The 16,496-nt window shown below is 62.7% G+C and carries 17 protein-coding genes and 1 tRNA gene; 7 read left to right on the forward strand and 11 right to left on the reverse strand.

The window, feature by feature from the left end; all coding sequences use genetic code 11:
- Positions 1-9 precede the first annotated feature (9 nt).
- Entirely contained in the window at positions 10-1,533 is a 1,524-nt protein-coding gene (locus HUTA_RS14750; protein WP_015790734.1) for a replication factor C large subunit, read from the forward strand.
- A 155-nt stretch (positions 1,534-1,688) separates the two neighbouring features.
- On the opposite strand, the gene HUTA_RS14755 is transcribed toward HUTA_RS14750, so the two are convergent.
- Together HUTA_RS14755 and HUTA_RS14760 are read right to left on the reverse strand one after the other, a co-directional pair.
- Positions 1,689-2,885 (reverse strand): PQQ-binding-like beta-propeller repeat protein, encoded by a 1,197-nt coding sequence (locus tag HUTA_RS14755; protein ID WP_245529115.1) that lies wholly within the window; start codon positions 2,883-2,885, stop codon positions 1,689-1,691.
- 154 nt (positions 2,886-3,039) lie between these two features.
- Entirely contained in the window at positions 3,040-3,843 is an 804-nt protein-coding gene (locus tag HUTA_RS14760) for a COX15/CtaA family protein (RefSeq protein ID WP_015790736.1), read from the reverse strand.
- A 134-nt stretch (positions 3,844-3,977) separates the two neighbouring features.
- Here HUTA_RS14760 and HUTA_RS14765 point away from each other — a divergent pair, with 134 nt between their 5' ends.
- The gene (locus HUTA_RS14765; protein WP_015790737.1) at positions 3,978-6,233 is read left to right on the forward strand and encodes an NADP-dependent malic enzyme; all 2,256 of its coding nucleotides are present in this window, start codon (positions 3,978-3,980) and stop codon (positions 6,231-6,233) included.
- An 11-nt stretch (positions 6,234-6,244) separates the two neighbouring features.
- Here the strand turns inward: HUTA_RS14765 and HUTA_RS14770 are convergent, their stop codons facing one another.
- Entirely contained in the window at positions 6,245-6,868 is a 624-nt protein-coding gene (locus HUTA_RS14770; RefSeq protein WP_015790738.1) for a ribonuclease H family protein, read from the reverse strand.
- Positions 6,869-7,014: 146 nt separating this feature from the next.
- Between HUTA_RS14770 and HUTA_RS14775 the strand changes: the two genes are divergently transcribed.
- Positions 7,015-8,112 (forward strand): NADH:flavin oxidoreductase/NADH oxidase, encoded by a 1,098-nt coding sequence (locus HUTA_RS14775; RefSeq protein ID WP_015790739.1) that lies wholly within the window; start codon positions 7,015-7,017, stop codon positions 8,110-8,112.
- An 82-nt stretch (positions 8,113-8,194) separates the two neighbouring features.
- Positions 8,195-9,040: a universal stress protein gene (locus tag HUTA_RS14780; protein ID WP_015790740.1), complete on the forward strand. Its 846-nt coding sequence runs from the start codon at positions 8,195-8,197 to the stop codon at positions 9,038-9,040.
- A gap of 36 nt (positions 9,041-9,076) precedes the next feature.
- Here HUTA_RS14780 and HUTA_RS14785 read toward each other — a convergent pair whose 3' ends face one another.
- Positions 9,077-10,162: a galactokinase gene (locus tag HUTA_RS14785; protein WP_015790741.1), complete on the reverse strand. Its 1,086-nt coding sequence runs from the start codon at positions 10,160-10,162 to the stop codon at positions 9,077-9,079.
- 134 nt (positions 10,163-10,296) lie between these two features.
- Between HUTA_RS14785 and HUTA_RS14790 the strand changes: the two genes are divergently transcribed.
- Entirely contained in the window at positions 10,297-11,244 is a 948-nt protein-coding gene (locus HUTA_RS14790) for an NAD-dependent epimerase/dehydratase family protein (RefSeq protein ID WP_049941377.1), read from the forward strand.
- A 167-nt stretch (positions 11,245-11,411) separates the two neighbouring features.
- Here HUTA_RS14790 and HUTA_RS14795 read toward each other — a convergent pair whose 3' ends face one another.
- From HUTA_RS14795 to HUTA_RS14810, 4 genes are all read right to left on the reverse strand, one after another.
- Positions 11,412-12,863 carry an ATP-binding protein gene (locus tag HUTA_RS14795; RefSeq protein ID WP_015790743.1) on the reverse strand — a complete coding sequence of 484 codons (1,452 nt, stop codon included), beginning with the start codon at positions 12,861-12,863 and terminating at the stop codon, positions 11,412-11,414.
- Between the two features lie 186 nt (positions 12,864-13,049).
- A tRNA-Val gene (locus HUTA_RS14800) sits at positions 13,050-13,124 on the reverse strand.
- A 48-nt stretch (positions 13,125-13,172) separates the two neighbouring features.
- The gene (locus HUTA_RS14805) at positions 13,173-13,430 is read right to left on the reverse strand and encodes a DUF7553 family protein (RefSeq protein WP_015790744.1); all 258 of its coding nucleotides are present in this window, start codon (positions 13,428-13,430) and stop codon (positions 13,173-13,175) included.
- A 51-nt stretch (positions 13,431-13,481) separates the two neighbouring features.
- Positions 13,482-14,021, reverse strand: coding sequence for a cob(I)yrinic acid a,c-diamide adenosyltransferase (locus tag HUTA_RS14810; RefSeq protein WP_015790745.1), 540 nt, complete (start codon positions 14,019-14,021; stop codon positions 13,482-13,484).
- Positions 14,022-14,238: 217 nt separating this feature from the next.
- Between HUTA_RS14810 and HUTA_RS14815 the strand changes: the two genes are divergently transcribed.
- Positions 14,239-14,628 carry a response regulator gene (locus HUTA_RS14815; protein WP_015790746.1) on the forward strand — a complete coding sequence of 130 codons (390 nt, stop codon included), beginning with the start codon at positions 14,239-14,241 and terminating at the stop codon, positions 14,626-14,628.
- 18 nt (positions 14,629-14,646) lie between these two features.
- Here HUTA_RS14815 and HUTA_RS14820 read toward each other — a convergent pair whose 3' ends face one another.
- Together HUTA_RS14820 and HUTA_RS14825 are read right to left on the reverse strand one after the other, a co-directional pair.
- Complete coding sequence (locus HUTA_RS14820) at positions 14,647-14,952, reverse strand: chorismate mutase (RefSeq protein ID WP_015790747.1); 306 nt, start codon at positions 14,950-14,952, stop codon at positions 14,647-14,649.
- Complete coding sequence (locus tag HUTA_RS14825) at positions 14,910-15,761, reverse strand: shikimate kinase (RefSeq protein WP_015790748.1); 852 nt, start codon at positions 15,759-15,761, stop codon at positions 14,910-14,912. The genes HUTA_RS14820 and HUTA_RS14825 overlap by 43 nt, the downstream gene beginning before the upstream one ends.
- A gap of 90 nt (positions 15,762-15,851) precedes the next feature.
- Between HUTA_RS14825 and HUTA_RS14830 the strand changes: the two genes are divergently transcribed.
- Positions 15,852-16,289, forward strand: a complete 438-nt coding sequence (locus HUTA_RS14830) for a DUF5796 family protein (protein ID WP_015790749.1) — start codon at positions 15,852-15,854, stop codon at positions 16,287-16,289.
- A 43-nt stretch (positions 16,290-16,332) separates the two neighbouring features.
- Here the strand turns inward: HUTA_RS14830 and HUTA_RS16025 are convergent, their stop codons facing one another.
- Positions 16,333-16,467: a DUF7128 family protein gene (locus HUTA_RS16025; protein ID WP_015790750.1), complete on the reverse strand. Its 135-nt coding sequence runs from the start codon at positions 16,465-16,467 to the stop codon at positions 16,333-16,335.
- Positions 16,468-16,496: the final 29 nt, after the last annotated feature.

The raw sequence follows: 16,496 nt of genomic DNA on the forward strand, positions 1-16,496 counted from the left end.
GCCCCGACAATGACCGACTGGACGGAGATTCATCGTCCTTCGACGCTCGCGGAGGTGCGGGGCAACGACAAGGCCCGCGACGCCCTTCGGGAGTGGGCCGAGTCCTGGCCCGACCACCGCGAGGCAGTCGTCCTCTATGGCTCGCCGGGCATCGGGAAGACCTCGGCGGCCCACGCGCTCGCCAACGACATGGACTGGCCGACGATCGAACTCAACGCCAGCGACTCCCGGACCAAAGACGTCATCGAGCAGGTCGCGGGCGAGGCTGCCAAAAGCGGTACGCTCGCCCAGGGTGGTTCGGGCCGGCGACTCGTCATCCTGGACGAGGCCGACAACCTCCACGGCAACGTCGACCGCGGCGGGACGCGGGCGATCACATCCCTGGTCAAGGAGGCCCAACAGCCGATCGTCCTCATCGCCAACGAGTTCTACGAGATGAGCAAGGGCCTCCGGAACGCCTGCCGGGACATCGAGTTTCGGGACGTCTCCACCCGGTCGATCGTCCCTGTCCTCCGTGATATCTGCCGACAGGAGGATGTCGGCTTCGAGAAGGAGGCACTCCGAAAGATCGCGGAGATGAACGACGGTGATCTTCGGGGAGCGATCAACGATCTGCAGGCCATCGCGGAGGGCCGGGACACGGTGACCGAAGACGACGTCGTGACCAGCGAACGCGACCGGACAACTGACATCTTTTCGTTTCTCGATACCGTCCTGAAGGAAGCAGACGCACAGGAAGCCCTCGAAGCGTCCTACGACGTCGACGAGACGCCCGACGACCTCATCTCCTGGATCGAGGACAACGTGCCCAAGGACTACGAGGGCGCGGAACTGGCACGTGCGTATCGGTCGCTCGCGAACGCCGACCGGTGGCTCGGCCGGGTGCGAGCCACGCAGAACTACACCTTTTGGCGATACGCCTCCGATGCGATGACAGCCGGTGTCGCGGCCGCACGCAGCGGTGAGAAGGGGGGCTGGACGCGCTATGGCCCGCCGAGTTACTGGTCGAAACTCGGCCGAACCAGGGGCGCACGGGACACGCGTGACGACGTGGCTCGGGCCATTGCGACGACCAGCGGCGTCAGCATGTCCACCGCGCGCCGCGAGGTGTTGCCGTATCTGGAGACGATGACCCACCACTGCAAGAACCGCGAGTTGACGGTTTCGATGACGGCGGCCTACGATCTCGACGCCGACCACGTGGCGTTTATCACTGGCAGCGGTGCGGACACGAACAAGATCGCTTCGATCATCGAGGACGCGGCAGAACGCCGGGAAACGGCCGCCGTCGACGCCTCGGAAGGCGCGTTCGACCCGGGTGAAACCGACAGTTCGTCGGCAAGTGGCGATGAGCAAGGGGACGACCAGGCGGAGAGGGCCGAGGGGGCGACGCTTGGATCCCAGCCGGCGGACGGCGGCGACGATGCTTCCATGGACGAGGCTGCAATGAGCGCCGAAGACGAGGAGGGCGCGAGGAGCGGCGAAGAGGAGGATGCCAACGACCAACAGACCGGGCTTGGCGATTTCGTGTAATCAGCGTGTCATAGGACTCCTGAAACCGTCTGCTATCTGATCCTTGTCAGGCCCTGAGTGCAGGTACGGCAACAAACAGCACAGCTGATTCTACTCAGCTGGACGGGTTTAACTGGAAGCGCTTTCCGATGGGATCGTTAGTTTGTCGGTGAAACTTACTGTGCTTGAAGCGCATAGAGATCACCGGGGGCCGTGGCGACATACACGATGTCCTCAACGACGGCAATGCCACTGTTAATCCCGCCTGCCTGGTAGTCACCGAACAGTATTGCCCTTGTTTCGAACTGCCAGCCCTCGTCGCCGTTACTCACGTCGAAGGTGTACAGCGTCTGGCCTGCAACGACGTACACTAAATCACCAGCGACGACAGGCGGTCCCGCGAGCGTCGCACTGACGGAGCGCCTCCACTTTTCGTGCCCATCAGACGCACTCAACGCTATCAAAGCCTGTTCCCGGCCTGGGACGAACACGGTTCCATCAGCGACGGCGACAGAACCAACAAAGCCGGCCCTAAGGCTACGTCGCCACACGTCTGATCCATCGTCGGCATCGAGGGCAAGGATCTCTCCCTCACCTGCACCGAGATACAGCAATCCGTCCCAGATGACTGGAATCGAACGCATGATATCGACCGATGGGGATCGACGCCACTGTTCTTCCCCGTTGGTCGCGGTAATGGCGTAGATTGTCGACGTTTCGTCGATGCAGTAGACCGTTTCGTCGGCGACCGCCAGCGGGGATAGACCCTCTCTGTCGAGTTCGAATCGCCAGCGTTCCTCCCCGCTCGATGCATCGACCGCGTAGATAGTCGGATCGTCGAATTGACCTCGCGTGTATACTGTCCCGTCTTCGATGGCTGGAGTCGCCAGCCCACCGCTATCACTCTCGGTCTCGAACGTCCAATCACGGTCGCCAGTCGCCGCGTCAAGTGCGAGTAAATCGTGCGCACCAACGTATAGTCGTCCGTTGTCGAACGTCGGTGTACTGGCGTGGGGGTCCCACTCACCACCGACCGTGCGGCCCGTCCGCCCGTCAACGACGAGGCCACCGGCAGAGACACGTCCGTTGTGGACGACGGCACCGGATTTGGCTTCTGTACACCCCGGATATCGCCAGGCCACCTCGACACCGTCTTTCGGACCGCTCGCCTCCGGATTGTGCCCGGTGTTCGCCGAGTCGTACTGGTACGATGGCCACGATGCTGCCTGGTCAAGATCGGCGTCAGATTCGTGAACCAACTCCTCGTCGGAACAGTCCGCTGGAGGGTGGTCTGAGGGGAATGAACAGCCTGCCAGACCAGCCATAGCGATGGCACTTCCCTGGAGGAACCGCCGACGGGAGGGTCTGTTCATGATCAAATCGTATTCGCATTATCATATAGGTTTTCTGTGGAATACAGACACGAATGAATTGGTCACTCATCAGACTTGCTGCGCGGCTGAATCACAGATATTGCGATGAAATGAAGTGGTTGTCCGTGCTGAACTCACTTCCCATTCAAATACTCTATGTGCGAGATCCGGCCCGGAACAGTCCGACAGCACTCCCGACCAGTCCGCCATAGACGACGAGACCGGCGAGCAGATACGCCGTCTGGTGGAGTGGTGAGGCGGCGATCAGATGGCGGCCGAGATAGACCGCGACCGGCAACGCGGCCAGGGAAGCGAGCGGCGCGTGTCGGAACGTGCCGGACAATTTCTCGCGGCCCACGACGACGAGGACAAGCACAGCAAGGACCAACACGAGCAACACCGCGTACTGCAGGGTGCCCAGAACGGGCGTGTAGCTGCTGATGAACGGTGGCGTCAACAGGACGTTGGCCGGAAAGAGCACGAGCCCCCCGACCGCAGCGGCGGTGAGGTGGCTCGACCGGATCGAGTCCGCCCAGGTCGCGACGAAGGCGAAGGCGAACGCCCCAAAGATGGTGAAGGCGGTCCAGAAGTGCGCCGTCAGTACCTCGGACATCCCGAAATTGGTGACCGTCTGCTGGCCGAGCAGCACCTGCAGCGGCGTCAACAGCGCACCGAGGGTCAGTGCGTACCGGATCCTCGTGGGCGTCTCACGACGCCAGGATTCGATGGCGGACCCGACGATGAACAGCCCGCCGATGCCGGCCACGACCCGGTGGATCCACTCGAAGAAACTCGGGAACGATTCCGGAAACAGATTCAGGAGTCCGCCGTCACAGACCGGCCAGCGCGCCTGACAGGCCAGGCCAGCGCCGTAGGACTTCGTGGCGACGCCCAGCAATATCGTCGCGAAGACGAACAGTAGCGTCGTGGCGACGAGAGAGCGAAATCGACGGTTCATGGCGTCCCCTTCGTTCGGAACTCACTTAGCCTCCGTCATTCCGGCGACCGCACGTCGCCCCGGCCGTTCTTGCGCCTTCGCAAGATTTGGCTCCGGCCCCCCTCCTTTTTATCCGTGGCTGAGAGGGGCTCCGTATGGGTCTCGAAGAGGACGCACTCGATTACCATCAGCGGGAACCGCCCGGCAAACTGGAGATCGCCACGACGAAGCCGACCAACACCCAGCGGGATCTCAGCCTCGCGTATTCACCCGGGGTCGCTGGTCCCTGCCGGGAGATCGACGCGGATCCCGCCGACGCCTTCGAGTACACGGCAAAGGGCAACCTCGTCGCCGTTGTCTCGGACGGCAGTGCCACGCTCGGACTGGGCGACATCGGCCCGCTCGCATCCAAACCGGTGATGGAGGGCAAGGGAGTGCTGTTCAAGCGCTTTGCCGACATCGATGTCTTCGATCTGGAGGTCGACGCTGACGATCCCGAACGGATGATCGACGTCGTCGAGGCACTCGAGCCCACGTTCGGCGGCGTCAACCTGGAAGACATCGGCGCGCCGGCGTGTTTTACCATCGAGAAACGACTGCAGGAGTCGTTGTCGATCCCGGTGTTTCACGACGACCAACACGGGACGGCCATCATCACCGGCGCGGCACTGTTGAACGCCATCGATATCCTCGGAAAGGACCTTTCGGAGCTGGAGGTCGTCTTTTCGGGCGCTGGCGCGAGTGCCATCGCGACCGCCCGCTTTTTCGAATCGCTCGGCGTCCCCGGATCGGCGATCACGATGGTCGACTCCGGCGGGATCGTCACCGACGAACGGGTCGACGCCGGCGACGTCAACGAGTACAAGGCCGAGTTTGCGACCGAAGGGCCGGCGGGTGACCTGGCCGACGCGATGGCTGGCGCGGATGTCTTCGTTGGCCTCTCGGTCAGTGGGATCGTCGACGGGGCGATGGTCGCCTCGATGGCCGCGGATCCGATCGTCTTTCCGATGGCGAATCCGGACCCGGAGATCGATTACGACGACGCCAAAGCCGCCGGGGAGGGCACCACCATCGTCGCGACCGGTCGCTCGGACTACCCGAACCAGGTCAACAACGTCCTCGGCTTCCCGTTCATTTTCCGCGGCGCACTGGACGCCCGTGCCCGGACGATCAACGAGGAGATGAAGGTGGCTGCCGCCGAGGCACTGGCGGCACTCGCCCGGGAGGACGTCCCGGACGCCGTCGTGAAAGCTTACGGCGACGAGCCGATCCAGTTCGGTCCGGAGTACGTCATCCCGAAGCCCCTCGATCCCCGCGTTCTCTTCGAGGTCGCCCCCGCCGTCGCCCGGGCCGCTATCGAGTCCGGTGTGTCACGTAGAGAGCCAGACCTCGATACATACGTCGAGTCCCTGGAAGCGCGTCTCGGCAAGGCTCGGGAAATGATGCGGATCATCCTCAACAAAGCCAAGAGCGATCCACAACGGGTTGTCCTCGCGGAGGGCGCTGACGATACGATGATTCGCGCCGCCTACCAGCTTCTCGACCGTGGGATCGCCGATCCAATTCTCGTCGGTGATCGGACGGAGATCCGATCCAGCGCCGACAGACTCGGGCTCTCGTTCGATCCGACGATCGTCGATCCCGGTGGCGATGCCGTCGATTGCTATGCCGACAGGCTGTACGAACTTCGCAAACGGAAGGGCGTCACCCGAGACGAGGCTCGTGAACTGTTGACCGACGGCAACTATCTCGCGAGTGCGATGGTCGAAACTGGCGACGCCGACGCCATGCTGACGGGTGCGACCGATCACTACCCCTCGGCGCTCAGACCGCTACTCGAAGTCGTCGGAACGGCTCCCGACGCCGAGTTCGCCGCCGGCGTGTACATGCTCACCTTCCGTAACCGTGTCATTTTCGTGGCCGATGCGACAGTCAATCCGGATCCGGACGCGGCCGTGCTGGCCGAGGTGACGAAGCATACGGCCGACGTGGCTCGCCAATTCAACGTCGAACCCCGCGCGGCCTTGCTATCGTATAGTGACTTCGGCAGTGTCGAGGACGATCAGACGGCGATCCCTCGGGAAGCTACCCGTCGCCTCCGGGATGATCCCTCGGTCACCTTCCCGGTCGACGGTGAAATGCAGGCTGATACGGCGGTCCTAGAAGACGCCCTGACGGACACCTACGAGTTTGCCGACCTCGACGAACCGGCGAACGTCCTGATCTTCCCGAACCTCGAAGCCGGCAACGTCGCGTACAAACTTCTCCAGCAACTCGGCGGTGCTGACGCCGTCGGCCCGATGCTGGCCGGGATGGACCGTCCCGTGCACGTCGTCCAGCGCGGCGACGACGTCGAAGACATCGTCAATCTGGCGGGCGTTGCAGTGGTCGATGCGCAGTCAGAACCCTAGCCGGCTGGCGATCAGTCGTCGGCCGGCCGATCCGACCGTGACGGTGGTGGCACGCGCTCGCCGACCGCCGTGACCGGATCCGGTCGCAGACACTGCTCGCGCTCGTCGTTGACGTGGGCGTACTTCTCGGGCGCGTTCGCCAGGGGATGGGCCGGGTTGACGTCGCTCTCGATCCGGGCCACTCTGATCTCATGAAACCCTCGGATTCGCGCCTGGATCCCTCGCCAATGGTTGGTCGTGGCCGGCGGGATCTCGGTCCGGTGTGGGGATTCGACGCACGGGGCGTCGAGATCGAGCATCGTCGCGTTGACGTTGGCCGCCAGTTCGTCGTGATCGACCAGGACGCCCACCCGCGAGTAGGGCGGTGTCCGCGCCGCGAGGACGTCCAGCCCGAAGTGGAGTGCGCGATACTCCGCGACGTTGTTGTCCGGAACGACGTCCGGGACCGACAGGCGAGCGACACACTCGCCGTCGCGGGTCTCGATCACGACGCCGAGCCCACCCTCCCCGCCGTGGAAGGACCCGTCCGTGGCGAGATAGAAATCCCGATGATGGGTCTGTGGCGGGTGAGCGATGTGTGGCGTCGGAGAATCGTCGAACAGGTCTCTGAGGCTCGGCCGGCCGTATGCGGCCATACCTATGCTACGCGGACGAACCGTTTTAAATCTTCCTTGGATGCCAATCGTTGCCAAACATATCCGGTAAGCGATAGCAATAGCGGGATCAGCCGGTCTCGGCCGAGTCGAGACGTTCTTCACGCCCGCAACCGAAGCTATGGGTGATGACACCCGACCTTTTCTCGCCGCTCGAAATGCGCGACGTGACTGCCCCGAATCGCGTGATGGTCTCGCCGATGTGTCAGTATTCCTGTGATGACCGTGATGGTCTCCCGACCGACTGGCACCGCGTCCACCTCGGCAGCCGAGCCGTCGGCGGTGCGGGGATCGTCATGACCGAGGCGACTGCCGTCGAGCCGCGGGGACGGATCTCCCCCGAAGATACCGGAATCTGGTCGGACGAACACGTCCGGGCCTGGCAGCCGATCACAGACATCATCGCCGACCAGGGCTCGATTCCGGCGATTCAACTCGCCCACGCCGGTCGGAAGGCCTCCAAGAGCCGACCCTGGGACGGCAGCGCACCCGTTCGACCGGACGCCGGTGGCTGGGAGACGATCGGCCCGAGCGGGACCGCCTGGCCGTACGACGCCGAGGCCCCACCGCATCGACGGATGGATACCGACGATATCGAGGCCGTCGTCGAGTCCTTCCGGGCCGGGGCCAAGCGGTCACTCGCCGCGGGCTTCGAGATCGCCGAAGTCCACGCCGCCCACGGCTATCTCCTCCACGAGTTTCTCTCGCCGGCCACGAACGATCGTACCGACGAGTACGGGGGTAGTTTCGAGGATCGGACCCGACTACTCCGGGAGGTTGTCACTGCGGTCAGGGATGTCTGGCCCGACGACAAGCCAGTCTTCGTCCGGATCTCCGCGACCGACTGGATCGACGATGGCGAATCCTGGACGGTCGAACAGTCGGTCCGACTCGCCGGCGATCTCTTCGAGGCCGGCGTCGATCTGATCGACGTGAGTTCCGGCGGGATCCGGCCGGGTTCGTATCCCGACGCGGACGGCCCGAACTATCAGGTGCCGTTCGCGGAGCGGATCAACGAGCACACGCCAGCGGGACTTCGTGTTGGGGCTGTCGGAAAGATCACGACACCCGAGCAGGCCGACGCCATCGTCGCCAACGGCCGTGCGGATCTCGCGATCGTGGGTCGAGAGCTCCTCAGAGACCCATACTTCACCATCCGCGCTGCCGATGCACTCGATGCGCTGGATCGCGTTGCCGTTCCACCGCAGTACGACCGGGCGTTCTGAGACGACTGTCGCTTCCTGCATTGTGCCCCGACTGCGCAGTACCCTACGCTTTTGCCGCCACCTGCCGATAGTCATTATAGACATGGTAGATCGACTGCTTTTCCCGACCGATGGGAGTGCGGGGGCGATGTCGACGCTCGAACATGCCCTGGATCTCGCTGCCGACCACGACGCGAGCGTCCACGTACTGACCGTTCAGGACGAGAAGACGGCGGCCGACTCGGAGAAGCCTGCCGGGACCGAGCTGGTCGAGCTGGCGGCCGATCGCGTCCGCGAGCGCGGACTCGACCCCGTGACGGCGATTCGGTCGGGCCGCCCCTATCAGCGGATTCTGGAATACGCCGACGTGGAAGACGTCGACCTCATCGTGATGCCGACACACGGGCGGACAGGGCTGGAGCGCCTCCTTCTCGGCAGCGTGACGGCACGTGTCATCCGGCTTGCGGATGTCCCCGTGCTGACTGCCTGCCCTGATTCCGAGTTGCGTTATCCCTACCGCCGCGTGCTGGTCCCAACCGACGGTAGTCGATCTGCCAACGCTGCACTGGACGTCGCTGTCGAACTTGCCAGCGTGGCGAAGGTCCCATTGACTGCACTCTCTGTCATCGAGCCCTCACGGCAGGACGCCAACGTCCGCTCGTCGGTGAGTCGCGATCGAATGGACGAACTCGCTCACGACGCCGTCGAGACCGCTGGTGACGTGGCAAGGGAGGCGTCGATTTCCGACGTCTCGACGACCGTCGTTCGCGGTTCCTCCGTCCACGCAGAGATCGATTCGTACGTCGCGGCGAACCCGATCGATCTGATCGTCGTCGGAACCCACGGCCGGACCGGGATCGACCGGTATCTCTTCGGTGGCGTCACCGAGAAACTGGTTCGGACCGCCGACGTCCCGGTACTCACCGTCCGCGAACCCGACGGTGAGTGACGCCGCCCCCACGATCGATCACGGTACGGCTGTCGGTCAACCAGTGTGTGTCACTCGGACGCCGTCCGCAGCTTCGATGCGGTAGTAGTGGGGATCGTGTTCCGGGAACTGTTCTCGATACGCCGCTTCGATGGACGTGGCGACCGATTCGACGGTTTCAGTGTCGACGACGGCGATCGCCGCCCCACCCCACCCAGCACCAGTCAATCGTGCCCCGTAGGCTCCAGCCTCGAGGGCCGTCTCGACGACGAAATCCAGTTCTTTACAGCTGGCGTCGTAGTGGTCGGCGATGTCCCGGTGTGCGGAGAGAAGTATCTCCCCGAACGTCTGAATCTCCCCGTCTTCGAGTGCCGCCTGCGCCCGTTGGACGCGAGCGTTCTCCCGGACGACGTACCCGAGTCGCTCTCGCTCCAGCGGATCAAGCCCGTGCAGATCCCCCTCCGAAACGTCTTTCGACGAATCGACGTCCAGCTTCTCGAGCGCACCCTCGACGGTCTCCCGACGCTGGTTGTAGGCCGACTCGACCAATCCCCGGGAGACACCGGTGTGAAAGACCAGGATCTCGATTCCGTCCGGAAACGGGACTGGCGTGTACGTCAGTGTTTCAGTGTCGATCGAGAGTGCGTGGCCGTCCTGCCCGAGTGCCACGGCAAACTGGTCCATGATCCCACAGGCCACCCCGACGTAGTCGTTCTCGACACGCTGACTCAGCCGCGCCATTCGCTCCCGCGAGAGGCCAAGGTCGTATGCCTCGTTCAACAGTGCCATGACCGCAAGCTCCAGGCTCGCCGAGGAACTCAACCCGGCCCCGATCGGCAGTTTCGTGGTGATGTCGCCGCGAAAGCCGCCGGGATCGTATCCCGCCGCCTGTAAGATAGCATAACAGCCTTTGACGTAGTCGACCCAGTCCTCGACTGGTTCCAGATCGTCGGTCGCGAACGAATAGCTCGATTCGACCGCGGTCGAAGACACGTGTACGTCCTCGCTCTCGGTCGCTTCGAGTCGCGTCTGCAGATCCGTCGCCAGTGGCATCACGTACCCGAGTGTGTAGTCAGTGTGGCCCCCGATCAGATTGACGCGACCCGGGGAACGGACAGTATAGTCCCCTTCGAAATCGACCATGTACCTCTCTGTTTGACTCGACCAGCAAAAAGGCCGCCGTGGGAATGTCGCGGACTGCACGAACGGCTCAGGGAAAGCCCCCTCGGCCATGGCCACTCCGATATGTTTTTCCAGCTATGCCCTGGCTTGGGGATATGGAGCTGACTGACAAGCAAGTCGTCGTGACCGGCGGTGCCGGACTGATCGGTGCGGCACTCACCCGGCGACTGGTGGCGGACAACGACGTTGTGGTCGTCGACAATCTCTCGAACGGCATCCGGTCGTCCGTGCCTGACGAAGCGACCTTCATCGAGGGTGATCTGACCGACGAGGCGGTCGTCGCTGACGCTATTACGGACGAGGTCGACCTTGTGTTTCATCTCGCAGCGGACAAATACGTCAACGCCGACGCGCCTCGCGAGCAGTTCGAAGCCAACGGCGAGATGACCTACAACGTCCTCGAACGCATGGACGACGTTGGCGTCGAGTCGATTGCGTTCACGTCTTCCTCGACTGTCTACGGCGAAGCGCCGCGACCCACGCCCGAGGATTTCGCCCCCCTCGAACCGATCAGCGAGTACGGCGCGGCGAAGCTATCCGAGGAGAGTCTCCTGTCGGTGTACGCCCACAGCCACGACTTCTCGGTCTGGAACTTCCGGTTTGCCAACATCGTCGGCCCGCGATACGGCGCAGGCGTCGTCCCCGACTTCATTTATAAACTCACCGAGGATCCGGAGACGCTGACCATCCGGGGCAACGGCCGCCAGGAGAAGTCCTACATGACGCTTGCGAACTGTCTCGACGCGATGTGCTACGTCGTCGAGCACGCCGACGACCCCGTCAACACGTACAATTTGGGCACCCGCACGACAACCTCCGTCAATCGTATCGCGGACATCGTCAGCGACGAGATGGACGTCGATCCCGACTACGAGTACACCGGGGGCGACCGCGGCTGGACTGGCGACGTCCCCAAGATGCGCCTCTCGATCGAAAAACTCGCCGCGCTGGGATGGGAACCGTCCGCATCCAGTGACGAGGCCATCCGCCAGGGTGTCCGTGATCTCCTCGATAACCCCGAGAACGAACCGCATCTGGGCTGATCTGCCGATTCCGCTCTTCACTGTCCACAACTGGACGGCATTGGATTCAGGTTGGGACTGCCTCGGCCCGATCAGGCGTTCGTTTCCGAAATGTTCGACGCACGCCTCCGAGGAGCCATCGAAGGCCCTTCGCCGATCGCTCGCGTGGGTGTCGACCGGATCCGCGCTCAGACGTGTTTCTGGAGTTCGACCGTGAATACACAGCCGGTGGCGTCTTCAACCACAGTCGCGTCCGCTCCCTCGGGTTGTTCTGGGGTGTTTTCGACGCTCACGTGGCCGCCAAACTGATCGACGATGGTGTGGACCAGATACAGACCGATTCCGGTTCCGGGGCTCTCGGGACCCATCTCCCCTTTACCGAAGATGCTGTCGAGATTCGACTCGGGGATACCGGGGCCGTTGTCGGCGAGGGACACGCGCACGTCCGTTTCGTCCATCTCAACGCGGATCGTCACTTGCGGGTCTTCCCCATCGTGGTGACGGACGGCGTTGCTCAAGAGGTTCCCGAACACCGACGACAGAAGTTCGTTCCCCCTCACGGAGACATTTGGAACCTCCCCCTCGATCGTCACGCGGAGGTTCTCGTATCGGCGGTCGGCTTTCTCGACTTCGGACTCGAGAATGTAGGGGAGATTCACGCTCGAGTATTCCAAGTCCGTGTCGCTCCCGATCGATTCGACGAAATCACGGGTGATATTCGTCAACTCCGAGATGTGGTCGCAGGTGTCCTGGATGCGCGCCAAGTACTCCTGGCCGTCATCGTCGACGTGGTCGCTGACCCCATCAGCCCACGCAATGAGCAATTGAATATCGTTCTTGATGTCGTGACGGACGAGACGATTGATGACCGCCAACTTCTCCGTTCGGTCTTCGAGTTGCTGTTCGCGCCGCTTCTGTTGGGTGATGTCCCGTGTGATCAGCTGAAACGAATCGGCTTCGCTGCCGACTCTGACTGGTACGGCGACGTTGTGGAAGTGGCGATACCCGACGCTGTCCTGGAACGTAACCGCCGAGTTGATCGCCAGTGCTCTCCGACCTTCCTTTAAGCGCCCAGCCGCCGTCTCTTTCGGCAAAATATCAGTCAGGTGTTGGCCGACAAGAGCCGTTTTGGTCGTGTCGAACGATCGTCCAGCCGCCTCGTTGGCCGCCATGATCGTCCCGTCGTGGGTGACCTGTGATATCTCGTCGGGTGTGTTGTTCACCAGCAGTTCGTACTTCTCGCGAGCCTGTCGCTGGGCGACGACGTTCTGAATCCGGTTCGCGAGCAGGTCCAACTGTCCGCTCTCGGCGATCTCTTCTTTTCGCAGATAGTCGTCGACGCCGGTGCCGATCGCCCGACTGGCAGTTTCCTCGTCGCCCTGGCCGGTCAGTAACACGAACGGCAAGCCGTACTCCGCTTCGACACGTTCGTACAGTTCGAGGCCGGTCATCTCCGGCATCTCGAAGTCACTCACCACGCAATCGATTGCCTCTCGGTCGAGTATCTCCAGCGCTTCCGGCCCGGAACTCGCCTTTCGCACCGACAGTGCCTCCCAGCCGGCAAGCTTGTCGGAGACGACAGTTCGAAAGAATCCACTGTCGTCGACGAGTAACACGTCGATCGACGACGGCTCATTCATATCCCGCCTAGCATCGAGACGGTAATATATCTGCCTCCGAGGTTCTCGAATCCGATACTCTTCGTTCTAATCGGGAGATAGTACTCTTCGCAGTGCAATATCCGATGACCAGTCGATCTCACTGGGTACACTACTGCATTCGAACTGCCTGAATTACACCCGTTCACGGATTGTTCGCGGCAAAAGTGGGTTGGGGCAGATTCGAACTGCCGACTTCCTCCGTGTGAAGGAGGTATCATAACCGGACTAGATCACCAACCCGCATCAATCGCTACTGGCAGGGCGAACTTAAGAATTGCTTTACCGCTTTCAGTCCTTGCGGTAGTCGTCGATCTTTTCCCGGGCGTCCCCGATGGCTTCCTTGGCCTCACCCTCGGCGTTTGCCTGCACTTCCTTGAGGTCTGCCCGGATCTTCTCTAAGCGACCCGGCTCCGGTTCCGGCTCGTCTTCCCCGGTGAGTTCCGTGAATCGCTCTCGGACCGGTTCGAGTTCCTCCTCGACACCTTTCTTTGCGGTTTCGCCGGCGCGCTTGAGGTAGTACCGTGCGTCTTCGAAGTGCTTGTTCATATCTATTGATAGGGCGACCAGCGATAAAACCATTGTGGCGGTGCCGGCGGGTCAGTATGTCGGGGCCGGTTCCGTGACGTCCGCACGGTGGTTAAGTATCCGGGCAAGCACGAACAACAGGTCCGACAATCGATTGAGGTAGACCAGGGGTGGCTCCCGGACGTCCTCGGCTGCTGAATGACCGAGTGCGACTGCTCGCCGCTCCGCGCGTCGACAGACTGTCCGGGCGTGATGGAGCGCGCTCGCCCCGTCGCACCCGCCGGGGAGGACGAACGATTCCAGTGCTGGCAGGTCGGCGTCGAACCCGTCGATCCAGGTTTCGAGCTGTTCGACGTCTTCGCGCTCGATCCGCGGCCCGTCGCGCTCGCTCTCCGGCGTGGCGAACTCCGCCTGTATCACGTGCAGGTGGTTCTGGACGCTTCTGAGGACGTCACCGATGTCCTGGTAGTCGGTCGGATGGATCGTCCCGAGCAGCGCGTTGAGTTCGTCGATTGTCCCGTAGGCCTCGATGCGGGGACTGGCCTTCGAGACTCGCTCGCCAGTGTGGAGATCCGTCTTTCCCTCGTCGCCTCGGCCAGTGTAGAGTGACATACCTCCAGTAGGCTGCCCACGCCCTTGAAGATTAGAGCAAGGACAGCGGCGTGTCCACCGAATCCACTGAGCGGTGTGTGCACCGAATCCACTGGTCGGCGTGTGCACAGAATCCACAGTTGATACTGTACCCGCGCAGTACTCCCATAAAATTATCAACTATGATAATTTGGCCGGGGCATTACTTAGGAAAGCGAGCGAAGGTCCGGACAGTGCGATGCCAGATGAGATAACTGTCTTCCTTGTCGACGAAGACCCGGACATCCTCGAGGTCACGGCGACGTTCCTCGAGCGTGCCGACGATGAGATCGAAGTGGCAACGTACACGAGTGCCACGGCGGCACTTCAGGAGATCCGGTCCGACCCGGACGTTGCCGACTGTATCATCAGCGATTATACGATGCCGGAACTCAGCGGTGTCGACTTGCTACAAGCCGTCCGAGAGATCGACCCGGAGATGCCGTTTTTCGTCTTCACCGGTCGCGAGCGCGAGGACATCGAGGCCGAACTCGATGCCGAGTCCTTCACTGGCTACGTCAAGAAGGGGGCCGGGACAGATCAGTACGGGCAACTCGCCGTCGAGATCCGGGATGCACTCGAGAAGTGACTCTCCCGCTTTCGATCGCTATCTGTTTTCTCGCTGTTCGACCTTGTTCAACTCGATCAACAGTCGGAAGATGGCCTTCACCAGGTTGGCGTCGACGTCGAACTGTTCCGCGTTCGCTCCCGCTCGGTCCATCACGCGCTGTTCCTGGCGCTCGTCGGTCGTCGGCAGGTCACGATCCGCCTTGACCGCAGCGATCGTGTCGGCCACGTAGGTCCGTCGCGCGATCAATTCCACGAGCTCCCGATCGATCGATTCGATCTCCTCACGGAGCTCGTCGAGACTCATCTCGTCCGGGTACCGTCGGTCTGTGTCGTTGTTAGCCATGTCGTGCCCTCTCGTTGTTCCCAGATTGCGCGGACGCGTTCTAAATCGTCCCGGTTCCCGACTGCCGTCACGCTCGGCCCGGTCCCCGATAGCGAGACGCCCGCGACGTGGGGCATCGCCTCGAGCAGCGGTTCGGCCGAAAACCCCAGTGCCGCCGTGAACGCCAGGCCGTTGACTGTCATCGCTCGCTCGTATGCGCCATCGAGCGCGAGGTCGGCAACCAGCTCGGCCATCGGGGCGACTTGCTGACAGCGCTCGATGTCCGCCTCGGCACTGTAGGCCCGCTCGGGCGGCGTCCAGACGAGCACGTCCCACTCGACGGTCTCGCGGGCGAGCAGTTCGTCCTCGTGGTTGTTCGTCACAGTCACGCCCCCGAGCATGCTCGCACTCGCGTCGTCGAACGCACCGGTCGCGGTGACGCCGGCGTCTCTGGCCGCCTGGACGCCGATGCGTGCGGCGTCAACTCGGGACACCGCCGAGTCGGCATCGAGCGCCGACAGCGTTGCCAGCACGGTCGCGTTTGCCGCCGCGCTCGAACTCTTCAGGCCGGCAGCCAGCGGAATATCGCTCTCCGTGCGGACGCTCCCGCCCTCACCATCGCCGAATCGCTCGGTGACCAGCTCGACGCAATGTTCGATCAAGGCCGTGTCGGCATCGGGCTCGCCTGCGATCGTCCCGCTGACCCCGCCGTCCGCTTCGAGGGTTACCTCGGCGCGCAACTCCGCGTCGATGGCGAACGCCGACCCCGTGCCCGTCGCGAGGGCGTTGAGGACCGTCCCGGCGGCCGGTGCGACAGCCGTCCCTTCCATGTACGCTGTGGTCTCCGTGGCGATATTTACGTGTGCTGGTTCGACTGCCCCCAACGGGGTGCTTTTCCATCCGGGGTTCCCAGCACGGATATGAGCATTCGGACAGACGTCCCGCCGGAAACAATCGGCGTCGAGTTGACCGATGAGGGGGTTGTCGTCGAATACGCTGACGGGCGAGAAACGTTCTATCACGGGATTCCGAACCGAGCAGAAGGGGCAGTCAGGACGATGCCCGGCAAACAGGTTCACGTTCTCGTGACGGATGAGAGCGAAACGGCAGGGGTGCTGGTGTACGTCAACGACCGCATCACTGAAGCCGAGATCCTCGAGTCGACTGGCGTCGGCCGGGTCGTCCTCGAACCGGGAGAGAAAACGACAGTCTTCCCCGGCGTGCGAGCGGCCAACGACGCACGGCGCATCGTCGTCGAGGCGGATTTCGATGCCGTTGATGGCCGCGTCTTCGTCTTCGAGGAGGACGAGATGGGCGAGCGATCGTTCGAACTCGTCCCCGAGGGCCGGGGCGAATAAGGCATCCGCGGACGAGTGCCCCCTCGAGCCGCGTCCGAGCCACCTACTGGATATACGAGGGGTCCTCGGCGTCGCAGTTGTCTTCGTGTTGTGTCGCATCCTCCCGCGCGTCGAAGAGCATCCCGCAGACCTCACACTGATACCACGTCATGCCGTCGCGTTCGGTCTCGGTTACCATATCGACTAGTCATTCGTCTGTGAATATAG

The organism is Halorhabdus utahensis DSM 12940 (assembly GCF_000023945.1).
Classification (GTDB): domain Archaea; phylum Halobacteriota; class Halobacteria; order Halobacteriales; family Haloarculaceae; genus Halorhabdus; species Halorhabdus utahensis.

Bases quoted from the DNA above. Each gene is read 5' to 3' on its own strand.
- HUTA_RS14750 (WP_015790734.1), top strand. From the start codon at position 10: ATGACCGACTGGACGGAGATTCATCGTCCTTCGACGCTCGCGGAGGTG.
- HUTA_RS14755 (WP_245529115.1), bottom strand. From the start codon at position 2,885: ATGAACAGACCCTCCCGTCGGCGGTTCCTCCAGGGAAGTGCCATCGCT.
- HUTA_RS14760 (WP_015790736.1), bottom strand. From the start codon at position 3,843: ATGAACCGTCGATTTCGCTCTCTCGTCGCCACGACGCTACTGTTCGTC.
- HUTA_RS14765 (WP_015790737.1), top strand. From the start codon at position 3,978: ATGGGTCTCGAAGAGGACGCACTCGATTACCATCAGCGGGAACCGCCC.
- HUTA_RS14770 (WP_015790738.1), bottom strand. From the start codon at position 6,868: ATGGCCGCATACGGCCGGCCGAGCCTCAGAGACCTGTTCGACGATTCT.
- HUTA_RS14775 (WP_015790739.1), top strand. From the start codon at position 7,015: ATGACACCCGACCTTTTCTCGCCGCTCGAAATGCGCGACGTGACTGCC.
- HUTA_RS14780 (WP_015790740.1), top strand. From the start codon at position 8,195: ATGGTAGATCGACTGCTTTTCCCGACCGATGGGAGTGCGGGGGCGATG.
- HUTA_RS14785 (WP_015790741.1), bottom strand. From the start codon at position 10,162: ATGGTCGATTTCGAAGGGGACTATACTGTCCGTTCCCCGGGTCGCGTC.
- HUTA_RS14790 (WP_049941377.1), top strand. From the start codon at position 10,297: ATGGAGCTGACTGACAAGCAAGTCGTCGTGACCGGCGGTGCCGGACTG.
- HUTA_RS14795 (WP_015790743.1), bottom strand. From the start codon at position 12,863: ATGAATGAGCCGTCGTCGATCGACGTGTTACTCGTCGACGACAGTGGA.
- HUTA_RS14805 (WP_015790744.1), bottom strand. From the start codon at position 13,430: ATGAACAAGCACTTCGAAGACGCACGGTACTACCTCAAGCGCGCCGGC.
- HUTA_RS14810 (WP_015790745.1), bottom strand. From the start codon at position 14,021: ATGTCACTCTACACTGGCCGAGGCGACGAGGGAAAGACGGATCTCCAC.
- HUTA_RS14815 (WP_015790746.1), top strand. From the start codon at position 14,239: ATGCCAGATGAGATAACTGTCTTCCTTGTCGACGAAGACCCGGACATC.
- HUTA_RS14820 (WP_015790747.1), bottom strand. From the start codon at position 14,952: ATGGCTAACAACGACACAGACCGACGGTACCCGGACGAGATGAGTCTC.
- HUTA_RS14825 (WP_015790748.1), bottom strand. From the start codon at position 15,761: ATGGAAGGGACGGCTGTCGCACCGGCCGCCGGGACGGTCCTCAACGCC.
- HUTA_RS14830 (WP_015790749.1), top strand. From the start codon at position 15,852: ATGAGCATTCGGACAGACGTCCCGCCGGAAACAATCGGCGTCGAGTTG.
- HUTA_RS16025 (WP_015790750.1), bottom strand. From the start codon at position 16,467: ATGGTAACCGAGACCGAACGCGACGGCATGACGTGGTATCAGTGTGAG.